The following is a 12,115-nucleotide window of genomic DNA, read 5'->3' as shown; positions in this document are numbered from 1 at the left end:
TCTTGAAGTACACGATATTTAATCCGTATGGTCTCCATCTTTTCGCATTGCGCGACTTTTATTGAATATAAGATTGAAGTGTAATCATTGCTTTGGGTTCCATTAATTCTCACGGAGGCGATGTTCTAGGTCTCTGCATTAAAATTAATAGGAGACTTGAATGCTCTGCTGCAACAGCTGGGTGTTCAATGATCAAAGAAGATAGTAATGCCACCGAGGGTGATTAATTGTGAGTATTAATTTTGAGAAAGCATTAGGCTCCGCAGAAAGAGCGTTAGTTTATCGTGGCCAAAGAGCTGAGATCTTAAGTAACAATATCGCGAACGCTGACACTCCGAACTTCAAAGCCCAAGACTTGGATTTTTCTACTGTGCTCGCCAGCCAAACCAAAGAACCTGCTACCACTGCGTTTTCTTTGAAAACAACAAACGCAAAGCATTTTCTTAAGAAAGAATCGGCGGTGGCTATATACGGGCGCGACTTGCTTTACAGCACGCCGGCTCAGCCTGCCTTGGACCAAAATACTGTCGATCAGCAGGTCGAGGTCGCGAAATACACGGAAAACGCGATACGTTTCGATGCCGCTTTTACTCGGCTAAATGGAGCATTCAAGGGTTTGCTCAAAGCTCTGCGCGGTGACTAGCAGCATAGGCGCATGCGAGCCAACTTTGGCCGATACAGCGGCTCAGGTACTTTCGGATTCAAAGGTATTCACCATCAGACGACGCTCTACTCAGGAGCAGGCGTCTCCATTCAATGGCTGATCTTGGAAGGAAAACCAACAGCCTCCACAGCTTTACGGAGCTGTTCAGCGTTTTCGCTACTTTCAACACTCACCTTACCGGTTGATCGATCGACGGAGACCGTAGCGTTGTCGTCCAGTGCCTGGATCGCTCTGGTGATTTTGCCGACGCAGCTGCCGCAACCAATGCCTGATACATCTAAGACGACCATGTGAATTACCCTCGTGCTGAGCGGTGTCTTTTCCCCGCAGCGACAGCATCGACGTTGACACCATGGCAAGGTCAACGATTATCTAATCAAAGCCGTGAGCGCAGATTTCGAGAAGTTTTACGGGACTTGACCACTCGGCTGCTAATTAGCTCGCTACCATTTGAACGGTTTCCAGGAGTGCGCCCTATTGTTCTCGTCGGTAAAGGTCGGCTAACGGCAACATTGCGGCTCTCTCGCTTGATCCAACGATTTTGTATGCCTCTCGTTTCGTCAACGGCTTTGATCTGTCCTCCCGCGAACCTTGCATAGGTATAGGGGGGAGGCCTATCATGCGACCCTATATAGGTAGGGGGGGTATAGCGTGGGTCATATCGCATCACACAAAGACGATCTTCTTAAACGTGTAAAACGTATTGCCGGGCAAATTCAAGCTGTTGAACGAGCATTGGAATCGGACTTCGACTGCGCCAAGACACTACATCTTGTTGCGGCCACTCGGGGTGCCATCAACGGGCTGATGGAGGAGATCATCGAGGATCACGCACGAGCACATGTCGCGAACCCCGCGCTCAGCGAAGAAGAGCGTAACAAGGGCGTCGAAGAGCTTCTTGAAGCTATCCGCCGGTACTCCAAGTGAATGCATCCAGGTAAACACGTATGAGCAGGACCGACATCGATTACACACACGACCACGTGTTTCTAGGCTCAGCGCACGATGAGAATGCCAAGCGTACGCTTTGGGTTGTAGCACTCACGGTGGTAATGATGATCGGGGAGATCACCGCCGGCTATATCACGGGTTCGATGGCGTTACTGGCCGATGGCTTCCACATGGCAACCCATGCCGGCGCATTGGGCATCGCGGCGGCCGCTTACGGATACGCAAAACGCCACGCTACCAGCCAGCGCTACAGTTTCGGTACAGGAAAGGTTGGAGACTTGGGCGGGTTCGCCTCGGCGCTGATTCTTGGCATGATTTCGTTGGGCATTGGCGTTGAATCGTTCATGCGTTTGTTGCAGCCAACACCGGTTCAGTTTGGCACCGCGACCCTCATCGCCGTTGTCGGTTTGCTCGTCAACATTGTCAGTGCCCTGCTGCTGGGTCATGGGCATGGGCATGGGCATGGACATGGACATGGGCACGACCACGATCACCCTCATGCCCACAACGGAAACGACAACAACTTGAGGTCCGCCTATGTCCACGTCGTTGCAGACGCGCTGACGTCGATTCTGGCCATCGCTGCCTTGCTTGCCGGTCGATATCTGGGTTGGGTGTGGCTCGACCCGGTCATGGGTATCGTCGGCGCTATCGTTATCGCGCGTTGGGCCTGGACCTTGATGGGGGTAACTGCGGGCGTGTTGCTCGATCAGACCGACGCGCACGTTGCCGAGGAAATCCGCGAACTCGTTGAGAAACCTGGTGGCGCTACCATTACAGACTTGCACGTTTGGAGGGTGGGACCTCAAGCGTGCGCGGCGATCGTCAGCGTTCTAGGTGAAGCCACTGTGAACGCCGAGAGCATTCGTGAGCGTCTCAAAACAGTTCACGAAGTCAGCCACCTGACCGTCGAGTTCCGGCAGACATGACTCAGCGCCTGTCCAGCACAACCTCTATAGGACACACCGATGCCGCCCGGTAAACGTGAACTGGCTCGGATCGAGCGCCAGTTGATCGTCACGCTCACCGACGCGTGCGAAACAGCAAAGGACGAGATAAAGGGGTTTATTTGGCTCACTCACACCGCTGACCTAAGTGCGTTGGCTGAAACCCTGAAGGTCATCTGGGTGTTCGAAACCCTGGCTGACAGGAAGCGGGCCGAGATTGACGCGAAGGCCCGCATCTTTGAGTTGACGGCGATCGCCTTGAAAGAGGCCAATCTTGACCTGCCTGTTTCAGACCGCAATGTCCGCTTTGACTCGGAGCAAGAGTGCCAACGCACGCACATAGGCGACTGGAAACGTCGCGTGGCTCAACTACATAAAGCTAAGGGGGACTGACCATGGCAAAAGAAATCGAGAATCCTTGTATCTCGGTTTGCCAACTCAGTGGTGATCTGTGTGTGAGCTGCGGGCGGAATAAGGAAGACATCAGAAAGTGGAAGCGCATGAAGCGGCCCGAAAAAATGGCCGCTGTGCAAAGGGCGAATGCGCGCTTAAAGGGATTGAAGAAAGCACATGGATCGCCATTCCCCCCGAGTTAAAACCGCTGCAATTTTGAAGGTCAGTCAACTCGGGTATTCCTCAGCCTCAATGCATTGAAAACTACCGACGCGGAACTGACGCTCATGGCTATGGCAGCGATCATTGGCGACAGGAGGTGCCCCGTCAATGGATAGAGCAAACCAGCGGCAAGAGGTATACCCATTGAGTTGTAGAGAAAAGCAAAGCCCAAATTCTGGCGCATGTTTTTAACTGTGGCGACCGAAAGAGCTCGTGCTCGTAAGATCCCCATCAGGTCACCTTTGACCAGCGTGAGTTGCGCGCTATTCATCGCCACGTCAGTCCCCGTTCCCATGGCTATCCCCACATCTGCTCGCGCCAGGGCCGGAGCATCGTTGATACCGTCACCTGCCATGGCCACTTTTCGCCCGTGTTGCTGTAGGTCTGCCACCAGACGTTCCTTGTCTTGGGGTTTGACTTCACCGTGGACCTCTTCAATCCCCATCTCCCTGGCGACAGCCCGAGCGGTAGTAAGCCCGTCCCCAGTAGCCATGATGATTTTCACGTTGTGAGCCTTAAGCTTGGTGACGGCCTCTTTTGAGGTTGGCTTGATCGGATCTGATACGGCCAACAAACCTGCCAATGCGCCGTCGACGGCGAGGTAGATAATACTGATGCCGTCAAGTCGCAACACCTCAGCGCGCTCTTGTAGGGAGTTGGTGCTCACGCCTGCGGCTTCCATCAACGCTGTGTTCCCCAGCTGGAGCTTCTTGCCATCGACAACGCCACTGACGCCGATACCCGAATCCGACTCAAAGGATTCGGGCTTGGTGAGCTTTATGTTCTCGGCTCGGGCGTGATCGACGATCGCATGTGCTAAAGGATGCTCGCTGCCCTGATCAAGGCTGGCAGCCAGGTGAAGGACGTCGTCGGGATTGAAGGTGGGAGTGGCCTCCACGCTGTGAAACACGGGCCGTCCCTCTGTCAGGGTGCCTGTCTTGTCGACAATCAGCGTGTCGATTCTGCAAAGGCTTTCAATTGCACTGGCATCTCTGAACAAAACACCCATGCTGGCTGCTTTACCTGTCGACACCATGATCGACATAGGCGTAGCAAGTCCCAACGCACAGGGACAAGCGATGATCAGCACGGCGACAGCGTTGATTAGACCAAACACCCAACTGGGCTCAGGGCCGAAAAGCCCCCAACCGATAAATGTCATTATCGCAATCGCGATAACACCCATCACGAAGTAGCCGGCAATCGAGTCGGCCATTCGTTGCATCGGCGCCTTGGAACGCTGAGCTCTCGCGACCATCTGTACGATCTGGGACAGCATGGTTTCGGCACCGACCTTCTGGGCCTCCATCACCAGGCTCCCATGCGTATTCAGCGTGGCGCCGATCAGGCTATCTCCAGCTTTCTTCATTACCGGGACTGGCTCGCCAGTGAGCATCGACTCATCCACCGCACTTTCACCCTCAAGTACCGAACCATCAACTGGCACCTTTTCACCCGGTCTGACCCGTAAGTGGTCTCCCAGGTGCACATGTGTGAGAGGAATGTCTTCCTCCTGGCCATCGGCATTGATCCGGCGTGCAGTTTTGGGCGAAAGGCCGAGAAGAGACTTAATGGCGGCGGAAGTTTGTGATCGGGCTTTGAGCTCAAGGATCTGGCCAAGCAACGTGAGCGAGATGATGACCGCTGCCGCTTCGAAGTAAACGCCGATACGTCCATCTTGCATGAAATTGGAGGGAAAACTTTGGGGGAAGAGCGTTGCTATGACGCTGTACAGATAAGCTGCGGCGGTGCCCAACCCAATCAGAGTCCACATGTTGGGACTGCGATTTTTAACCGAGGCCAGTCCCCTTACAAAAAAAGGCCATCCTGCCCATAAGGTCACGGGTGTCGCCAGAGCGAACTCGATCCAGTTTTGAGCCGAACCATGAAGAAGTTGTAACGAGTGACCCGCCATCGCGAGCACGGTTACGACCACGGTTAAGGGCAGCGACCACCAGAAGCGGCGATTGAAATCCCGGAGTTCAGGATTTTCTTCTTCATCAAGCGCCGGCATGACAGGCTCTAGTGCCATGCCACATTTAGGACAGTTACCGGGGCCGGTCTGCCGTATTTCAGGATGCATCGGGCACGTAAATTCAGTGCCCGTTTGTACCGCAGACTCCGGCGTTGTGCTGCCTGACTCGTTGCGCACCACGTGGCCACTGTAGCGCTCAGGGTCCGCTCGAAACTTCTCCTGACATTTCAGGCTACAGAACCGATACGTCTGTCCTTGGTAAGTCTCAGCAAATTTACTCGACGAAGTGACTGCCATTCCACACACCGGGTCATGTAGATCAGCATCATCCCGGGAAGCAGCATGGGTGTGATTATGGTCGTGATGGCCAGAGGTGGTAGGCATGTCTATTCCCCTTGTAAGGTGCTACTAGAAATGAGCATATTCAGTACAACGCTGATTTGCGGCTCCACAGTGGTGCGGTGATGTTTCCGCACGGACCCCGGCTGAGAAGCGTTGCTATGTTACTTGCGACTTAGCGTAGCCAACTCTTGCGTCGGGCCGGCAGAAACAGCCGACTCCGGTTTATTTCAGATCAAATTCGCCGACCATTCCCGATTGGTAATGCCCCGGCACGTTGCAGGCAAACTGAAGCCCTGCACTGTCGTTGAAGGTCCAGATCAGCTCTTGGGTTGAGCCAGGCTCAATCAGGACACTGTTAGGGTCGTCATGCTCCATTGCGACCATCTTCATTCCGCCCATGCCGTGGCTCATGCCGCTCATCTTCCCGGTACCGGTAGGGCTTAATGTTCCGTTCTTGAACATGCTTGCCATTTCTTTCTGGTGTGCTGCATGAGCAGCGGCTTTGCCGATGTTGAACTCATGCAGCAGCGAACCCTCGTTGCGAAGGACAAAGCGGATTGTTTCACCAGGTTTTACGTCGATGCTTTTAGGCTTGAAAAAAATGTCGCCCATCTCGACCTCTACAGTGCGGGTAACGTCAGAGGCCACACCAGGCTGGCCTATGTCGTCTTGTCCATGCCCAGCATTAGCCATAGCCGTAGCAGCGAAAAAAAGGGTCATTGCTGCGATGAACGGGGTAGCGAGCGTAGTTTTCATGGTGACCTCAGGAATACGTGGGAACATTGGCTATGCTAATGATGCTCAGCTGCCAGCTAACTGACTTGGGCATTACTTCTTTGTCAGTTTTCTAAATAGATACGGCGTCCAATTGACGCCGCAACAAGATGCTGACAAGTACTTATCCTGGGGGCGTTTATTGATGGTTTTCTGAAAGCATCAATTTGTGCTCGCGCTGCATCTGGCGCAAAACGTCGTCAACAATTTTGTCGTGCTTCTCCATCCAGGCTAGATGCTGTTGGGGTGACATTGAGGCATCTGGGTGATCGTTGTGGAGCTGGCTCATGATGTCGCCAAGCATCTTCATGTGTTCTGCCATGTGGACGTGACGCTCTCCTTCAGGGGCTTGTTCAGCTTTCATCAACGTGGCCTCGGCCTTGTCGCGCAAACCTTCCATACGCTCAATCACACGATCTCCGCCGCTTTCAGCCCACACAGAAGCCGAGACCAGTATCGAGCTTACAAAAAACAGCATTTTCAGGTGGTTCATCGGGGTAGCTCCTCATGAGGGAATCCGACTTCCATACGATTCATAGCTCAGAGGTCGGTCGAGCACCAATGAAGTGCTCATGTCTGAACCCTAGCCAGCACTCGCTGACATCTACCTGAAGCCAAGATTACTTTTCTGTCAGTTGCTGGTTGGCTGCCAGTTTTCGTTGCAGACTCCGCTTAACCTTTATCTGAGAACGACCTCATGAGACTTCTTGTCGCTGAAGACGAACCAAAAATAGGTATCTATTTGCAGCAAGGGCTCAACGAGGCCGGGTTCAATGTCGACCGTTTCACGAATGGAAAAGAGGCGCTTCAGCACGCTTTGAGCGAAGCCTATGATCTGCTGATTCTCGACGTCATGATGCCGGGTTTGGATGGCTGGGAAGTCCTGCAGAAGGTGCGCGCTTCCGGGAAAGACGTCCCGGTGCTTTTTCTCACCGCCAGAGACCGCGTTGAAGACCGAGTGAAGGGACTTGAACTCGGTGCGGATGACTATCTGATCAAACCCTTCGCGTTTTCTGAATTGCTTGCTCGAGTCAGAACGCTGCTGCGTCGCGGTAGCAGCGCACCTTCGCAAACCTTTATGAAACTGGCTGACCTTGAAGTGGACCTGCTCAAGCGTCGAGCCATCCGAGGAGGCAAACGCATAGACCTTACGGCCAAAGAGTTCGCGTTGCTTGAGCTTCTGCTGCGTCGTCGAGGGGAGGTGCTGCCAAAGTCTCTTATCGCCTCCCAGGTTTGGGATATGAACTTCGACAGCGATACCAACGTTATCGAGGTTGCAGTGAGACGGCTCAGGGCCAAGATAGACGACGATTTTGAGGTCAAGTTGATTCATACCTCAAGGGGAATGGGTTACATGCTCGATGCACCAGATTCGGAGTCGTGATGAACCGGATGTCCCTGACGACTCGTATGAGTCTGATGTTTATGCTCGCGGTAACGGCCGTGCTCACGGTCGCCGGACTCAGTTTCAATAACCTCAGCCGGCATCATTTCAAGATGCTGGATCAGCAGGCATTGTACGAAAAACTCCACTCGACCCAGCGGATCTTGTCCGGGCTGAGCAACATCGATCAATTCAGCGAGGCTAAACCGGAGTTAGAAGCGCTGCTGGGCGCACACCGTGATTTGACTGCGCTTATCATCGATGGCGACGGCAAGGTGCTGTTTGCGGATCCCGGCCCGGTCGACGTTCCGAAGGCGTTTCGAACAACCACAAACACAACCGTCTGGGAATGGCGGGAGCAAGAGCAGATGTTCCGTGGTGTGACTGCGCAATCCGTAGTGACGGGACAAGAAAGGCCATTAACTGTCATGTTGATTTTTGACGTTACGCAGCATATGTCCTTTTTCGAGACGCTCGAACGATGGTTTTGGATAGGGTTGGTGATCAGCGCATTGGTCAGTGCTGCACTCGGCTGGATGGTAGCTAGCAGTGGCATGCGGCCTATCCGCCAGGTCACATGGGTTGCTGCCTCCATGTCAGCAAAATCACTCAAGGAGCGTATTCCCCTGGCACCCGTTCCGAAAGAGCTTCAACAGATGGTGTTGTCGTTCAACGCCATGTTATCCAGGCTCGACGATGCATTTGTCCGGTTATCCAACTTTTCGGCAGACATTGCCCACGAACTACGGACCCCCGTGAGCAACTTGATGACCCACACTGAAGTGGTGCTTTCGAGAAAAAGAAACATCGAGGACTACGAAGACAATTTGTACTCCAATCTTGATGACTTGAAGCGCATGAGCCGGATGATTGATGACATGCTTTTTCTGGCGAAATCTGACAATGGTCTAATTACGCACGAGAGCAAGCCAATAGACCTGGTGGCTGTCGTGGAAAAATTGCTTGAGTACTACCGCCTGTTGGCTGATGAACGAGGGATCGAGCTCAAGGTTTCAGGACGGGGGAGCGTGCGAGGTGATGTTCTTATGCTCCACCGAGCGATTTCCAATCTGCTCTCAAATGCGCTGCGCTACACCTATGAAGGGACGTCAATCAGTGTCGATATTCAGCACAAGGATGCGTCGGTAACGGTTGTCGTGGAAAACTATGGTGAGCCCATTGCCCCCGAACACCTTGAAAAGCTGTTTGATCGTTTTTATCGCGTGGACCCAGCGCGGCGAGAAGGAAGTCCGAGCAACGCAGGGCTAGGTCTGTCAATTACCCGATCAATTGTCGAAGCGCACAATGGCAAGATCTGGTGTACGTCAGGCGACGGGAAAACGGCTTTTCATCTTGAGTTTCCGGCCGTCGATTCCACGGTTAGCTGAGCGACAAAACATTGGGACCAACGACGTCTTGGCGTTCTGCGTTTGCTACGCCTCTGCGGATTTTTCAAAGTGATTGAGCTCCCCTGTCCTGCGGTACGCCGTGTCTTTTCCAGGTCTTGCTACGCTCAACGATTAGATGCCAAACATCGGATCAAGCTGACTGAAATGTAATCGAACAGTTTGTGATCGTGTGGCATCGTGTTCTCGCACTGTGACGTTAGGGCTAGCGAGTTTCTCCTGTTCAACCTGGCGAAGAGGACGGGGCTCCAAGTTAATCAACAGTGGTTTTTAAAGAAATTAAAAACTAGTTCCTCCCAAAAAACCTCGAATCAACAGCGCTTGCTGTGAGGAGTCTTGCATGTCATTCCTTAAAACTACGTCCGTGGCTGTTGCAATCACTGCTGGTTTGCTTCTGAGTGCAGTGGCCCAGGCACATCCAAAACTACTTTCTTCCACTCCGGCAGAAGGCTCGGATGCGGCGGCTCCGTCGAAAATCGAACTGCATTTTTCTGAGAATCTCACCACTCAGTTCTCCGGTGCAAAGCTGATCATGACCGACATGCCAGGCATGCCTAACTCACCCATGGGTGTAAAGGCCGCCGTCGCTGCTGGTGGTGATCCGAAAACCATGGTGATTACGCCGGCTGCACCGCTGACCACCGGCACCTACAAAGTTGAATGGCGTGCAGTGTCTTCGGACACCCACCCGATCACCGGCAACTTTTCATTCAAAGTGAAATAATCCATGAGCGACTCATTAAATATCGTGGTTCGCTTTGCTCTCTATTTTGACCTGATGTTGTTATTTGGACTGGCCATATTTGGCTTGTACAGCCTCAGGGGAAAGGAAAGGGTATCGGGCACGGTCTTGAACTTTGAGTCGCTTCTCTACGGTACTTCTGTTGCAGGTGTAGTTCTGTCCCTTGCTGCGATGTTGTTGCTTGCAAAAGCAATGAGCGGTGTATCGGAGCTTATGGAGCTACATCACCACATTTTTGAAATGGTCATCATGGGCACCGACGTTGGGCTGACCTGGATGGTTCGGATAGCCGCCTTGGTGGGGGCAATTCTGGGCGTCGCGTTGAATAAACGATATCCGACACCCAGCCTCTGGATCGTCACCGTCTGTGGAGCAATCGCGTTGGCCACGCTAGCCTGGACGGGGCATGGTGCCATGGACGAAGGCAGCCGCCGCTACTGGCATTTTCTCAGCGACATTTTCCATTTATTAGCGGCAGGTGGCTGGTTGGGTGCTCTAGCGGCCTTCGCTCTACTGCTACGGTTGAAATCGCTGAAGGGTGAGGAGGAAGCACGTATTCTTGCCCGCGTGCTGACTGGCTTTGAGTCGGCCGGCGGTGTGATTGTTGCGATCATAAGCGTTACGGGAGTAGTAAATTACCTTTTCATCGTCGGTCCCAACCTTGATGAGGTCATGCTCAGTACCTATGGCCAGTTGCTGTTTTTGAAGATCCTGCTCTTTGCCGGGATGATCGTTTTAGCGACGCTGAACCGCTTTCACTTAAGCCCGCTATTGGAGCGCTCGGTTCGCAATGGTCAATACTCTGTAGCGGTCAATGCCTTGCGCCGCAGCATGAAATTCGAATTCCTGATGGCAATCCTCATCATCTGTCTTGTCGCATGGTTAGGCACGCTAAGTCCTGAAATGGAAATGAGCGCGCAATAGAGGTTTCTGGCAGCTAACCCAGAAGCCTGGAGCGTGATTGTTAGCACCATTTCTACTGGCTACACTTCAGCCCATGACACGCTGTCTACGGCTTTGCCTGATTTTCCTGATTAGCCTGGCGCTTCCCCTCAGCGGGATGGCGGGTGTTCAAGCGCCGGAGAGCCATGTCCAATGAAACCCTTGGATGGCGGATGACAACATGGGCCAACGCTGCCGCCGTGACATGAAGTCCCCCGAACTCGGTGAACCCCGTAAGCCGAGCAAGGGTGCAAAACAGGCGGTAAGCTGCACATTTCAAAGCGGCAATGAATTTACCCTGTCGCACGGTTAAGCACTTTGCGTCAGAAATTTAATAAGCACGGAGGTGTCGGTGGTTCAATAATGATAACTGAGCACGGTTAACTTAGAGCTATTACCATCGATTTTCCCACATGTCGCCGCATGCGGTTTTAATGGGATGGCAAATTTGCGAACCACAGGACAATCCTAAGGCACGCATCCTGAAATAAACCAAGATAGCGGACTTTATTGCACAATGACGATTCTCACCTCGTACAATCTCTACGCACATGGAGTCTTTTGCCGCGTTAACTACGATTCGACAATGATTCAATGATGCGACATTGCTCTATAACACCACCGTGGCAGCAAACACTCAGTCGTGTCAGTTCGGCTTCTAAACCTCGTAAGTCCTGAATACGGATTCGAACTTGTTGGAGTTGCCCTTGCACTTTCGCATCCACAGCGGCGCAGGAAGCGTCGCGTCGGTCAGCCAGGCCGAGTAGATCGCGAATGTCATCGACGCTGAACCCAAGCGCGCGGCTGCGACGGATAAACAGCAGCCGGTTGCGCTCTTCATCTGTGTAAAAGCGATAACCCGACGGTGATCTTCCAGCAGAAGGCAGCAGCCCTGACTGCTCGTAATAGCGGATGGTTACGGCTTTGGTATCGGTCAGCTTCGCCAAGGCACCGATCGTGTACGTGGGCGCATTCATTTCTCTTGACCCTATAGTTGCTGGAATCCTCATTCTACTCGCGTCAGGCAACAAGCAAATCCTTGCTCACCGTTCTACCGATCGCCAGGCCTCTGATCGATGAAAACCCTCCCCGCCGATCTCTTCAACTCGAGTTTGGACGCTTTGCTCTGCACATGGCTGCTTACCTTCGTAGCAGAGCTTCTGTGCTGCTCGTCGGCCGCCGCATAGGGCAAGTGCCCTGTGTGCTTTGCTGTGAGGACGGGATGCCGCCTGATATTAGCGTCACGAAATAGGACGCCGTTGATGCCAACACCGTAGGCGCGAGGGGAAGCAGCATTTCCTATCTACTACCGGCCACTTACTCACTGTGATCACGTTGAACATGAATGGTCGCTGGTGGATGCCTTAAGGCAT

At 53.1% G+C, this 12,115-nt stretch carries 14 protein-coding genes and 1 pseudogene; 10 read left to right on the top strand and 5 right to left on the bottom strand.

What is annotated here, in order from left to right:
• Positions 1–229: 229 nt before the first annotated feature.
• Positions 230–643 (top strand): flagellar basal body rod protein FlgB, encoded by a 414-nt coding sequence (gene flgB, locus WBB95_RS12815; RefSeq protein ID WP_019816894.1) that lies wholly within the window; start codon positions 230–232, stop codon positions 641–643.
• A gap of 110 nt (positions 644–753) precedes the next feature.
• Here flgB and WBB95_RS12810 read toward each other — a convergent pair whose 3' ends face one another.
• Positions 754–954, bottom strand: coding sequence for a heavy-metal-associated domain-containing protein (locus WBB95_RS12810; RefSeq protein ID WP_019816893.1), 201 nt, complete (start codon positions 952–954; stop codon positions 754–756).
• A gap of 361 nt (positions 955–1,315) precedes the next feature.
• On the opposite strand from WBB95_RS12810, the gene WBB95_RS12805 reads away from it, so the two are divergent.
• From WBB95_RS12805 to WBB95_RS12790, 4 genes are read left to right on the top strand one after another with little or no spacing between them, the layout of a single operon-like run.
• On the top strand, positions 1,316–1,591 hold the full coding sequence (locus tag WBB95_RS12805; RefSeq protein WP_019816892.1) for a metal/formaldehyde-sensitive transcriptional repressor: 276 nt from the start codon (positions 1,316–1,318) through the stop codon (positions 1,589–1,591).
• Between the two features lie 20 nt (positions 1,592–1,611).
• Entirely contained in the window at positions 1,612–2,544 is a 933-nt protein-coding gene (gene dmeF, locus WBB95_RS12800; RefSeq protein WP_019816891.1) for a CDF family Co(II)/Ni(II) efflux transporter DmeF, read from the top strand.
• A 39-nt stretch (positions 2,545–2,583) separates the two neighbouring features.
• Positions 2,584–2,955 carry a hypothetical protein gene (locus tag WBB95_RS12795; RefSeq protein ID WP_045061253.1) on the top strand — a complete coding sequence of 124 codons (372 nt, stop codon included), beginning with the start codon at positions 2,584–2,586 and terminating at the stop codon, positions 2,953–2,955.
• A 2-nt stretch (positions 2,956–2,957) separates the two neighbouring features.
• Positions 2,958–3,158, top strand: coding sequence for a DUF1289 domain-containing protein (locus WBB95_RS12790; RefSeq protein ID WP_019816980.1), 201 nt, complete (start codon positions 2,958–2,960; stop codon positions 3,156–3,158).
• Positions 3,159–3,178: 20 nt separating this feature from the next.
• On the opposite strand, the gene WBB95_RS12785 is transcribed toward WBB95_RS12790, so the two are convergent.
• The 3 genes from WBB95_RS12785 to WBB95_RS12775 all read right to left on the bottom strand — a co-directional run bounded on the left by WBB95_RS12785 (position 3,179) and on the right by WBB95_RS12775 (position 6,761).
• Positions 3,179–5,536 carry a heavy metal translocating P-type ATPase gene (locus tag WBB95_RS12785; protein WP_024014913.1) on the bottom strand — a complete coding sequence of 786 codons (2,358 nt, stop codon included), beginning with the start codon at positions 5,534–5,536 and terminating at the stop codon, positions 3,179–3,181.
• A 180-nt stretch (positions 5,537–5,716) separates the two neighbouring features.
• A complete protein-coding gene (locus WBB95_RS12780; protein WP_019816982.1) occupies positions 5,717–6,250 on the bottom strand; it encodes a cupredoxin domain-containing protein in 534 nt (177 codons plus the stop codon).
• Between the two features lie 157 nt (positions 6,251–6,407).
• Complete coding sequence (locus WBB95_RS12775) at positions 6,408–6,761, bottom strand: co-regulatory protein PtrA N-terminal domain-containing protein (RefSeq protein ID WP_024014911.1); 354 nt, start codon at positions 6,759–6,761, stop codon at positions 6,408–6,410.
• 204 nt (positions 6,762–6,965) lie between these two features.
• On the opposite strand from WBB95_RS12775, the gene WBB95_RS12770 reads away from it, so the two are divergent.
• The 5 genes and pseudogenes from WBB95_RS12770 to WBB95_RS12750 form a co-directional block, all read left to right on the top strand.
• A complete protein-coding gene (locus WBB95_RS12770; protein WP_019816984.1) occupies positions 6,966–7,652 on the top strand; it encodes a heavy metal response regulator transcription factor in 687 nt (228 codons plus the stop codon).
• Entirely contained in the window at positions 7,652–9,040 is a 1,389-nt protein-coding gene (locus WBB95_RS12765; RefSeq protein ID WP_019816985.1) for a heavy metal sensor histidine kinase, read from the top strand. Before WBB95_RS12770 ends, WBB95_RS12765 begins: the two co-directional genes overlap by 1 nt.
• Positions 9,041–9,398: 358 nt before the next feature.
• Positions 9,399–9,782: a copper homeostasis periplasmic binding protein CopC gene (gene copC, locus WBB95_RS12760; RefSeq protein ID WP_024014909.1), complete on the top strand. Its 384-nt coding sequence runs from the start codon at positions 9,399–9,401 to the stop codon at positions 9,780–9,782.
• Between the two features lie 3 nt (positions 9,783–9,785).
• Entirely contained in the window at positions 9,786–10,724 is a 939-nt protein-coding gene (copD, locus tag WBB95_RS12755; protein WP_019816987.1) for a copper homeostasis membrane protein CopD, read from the top strand.
• 73 nt (positions 10,725–10,797) lie between these two features.
• Positions 10,798–11,021, top strand: a pseudogene (locus WBB95_RS12750) (hypothetical protein); the annotation flags it as partial.
• Positions 11,022–11,311: 290 nt separating this feature from the next.
• On the opposite strand, the gene WBB95_RS12745 reads toward WBB95_RS12750, so the two are convergent.
• Positions 11,312–11,719, bottom strand: coding sequence for a MerR family transcriptional regulator (locus WBB95_RS12745; RefSeq protein ID WP_019816989.1), 408 nt, complete (start codon positions 11,717–11,719; stop codon positions 11,312–11,314).
• Positions 11,720–12,115 lie beyond the last annotated feature (396 nt).

Origin of the sequence: Pseudomonas sp. (assembly GCF_049645325.1) — a bacterium.
Classification (GTDB): Bacteria; Pseudomonadota; Gammaproteobacteria; order Pseudomonadales; family Pseudomonadaceae; genus Aquipseudomonas.
This window is presented reverse-complemented; position numbering and strand designations above follow the sequence as displayed.

What these genes read in the sequence shown, in the direction of transcription:
- WBB95_RS12810 (WP_019816893.1), bottom strand. Translation starts at nt 954, where the DNA reads ATGGTCGTCTTAGATGTATCAGGCATTGGTTGCGGCAGCTGCGTCGGC.
- dmeF (WP_019816891.1), top strand. Translation starts at nt 1,612, where the DNA reads ATGAGCAGGACCGACATCGATTACACACACGACCACGTGTTTCTAGGC.
- WBB95_RS12795 (WP_045061253.1), top strand. Translation starts at nt 2,584, where the DNA reads ATGCCGCCCGGTAAACGTGAACTGGCTCGGATCGAGCGCCAGTTGATC.
- WBB95_RS12790 (WP_019816980.1), top strand. Translation starts at nt 2,958, where the DNA reads ATGGCAAAAGAAATCGAGAATCCTTGTATCTCGGTTTGCCAACTCAGT.
- WBB95_RS12785 (WP_024014913.1), bottom strand. Translation starts at nt 5,536, where the DNA reads ATGCCTACCACCTCTGGCCATCACGACCATAATCACACCCATGCTGCT.
- WBB95_RS12780 (WP_019816982.1), bottom strand. Translation starts at nt 6,250, where the DNA reads ATGAAAACTACGCTCGCTACCCCGTTCATCGCAGCAATGACCCTTTTT.
- WBB95_RS12775 (WP_024014911.1), bottom strand. Translation starts at nt 6,761, where the DNA reads ATGAACCACCTGAAAATGCTGTTTTTTGTAAGCTCGATACTGGTCTCG.
- WBB95_RS12770 (WP_019816984.1), top strand. Translation starts at nt 6,966, where the DNA reads ATGAGACTTCTTGTCGCTGAAGACGAACCAAAAATAGGTATCTATTTG.
- WBB95_RS12765 (WP_019816985.1), top strand. Translation starts at nt 7,652, where the DNA reads ATGAACCGGATGTCCCTGACGACTCGTATGAGTCTGATGTTTATGCTC.
- copC (WP_024014909.1), top strand. Translation starts at nt 9,399, where the DNA reads ATGTCATTCCTTAAAACTACGTCCGTGGCTGTTGCAATCACTGCTGGT.
- copD (WP_019816987.1), top strand. Translation starts at nt 9,786, where the DNA reads ATGAGCGACTCATTAAATATCGTGGTTCGCTTTGCTCTCTATTTTGAC.
- WBB95_RS12745 (WP_019816989.1), bottom strand. Translation starts at nt 11,719, where the DNA reads ATGAATGCGCCCACGTACACGATCGGTGCCTTGGCGAAGCTGACCGAT.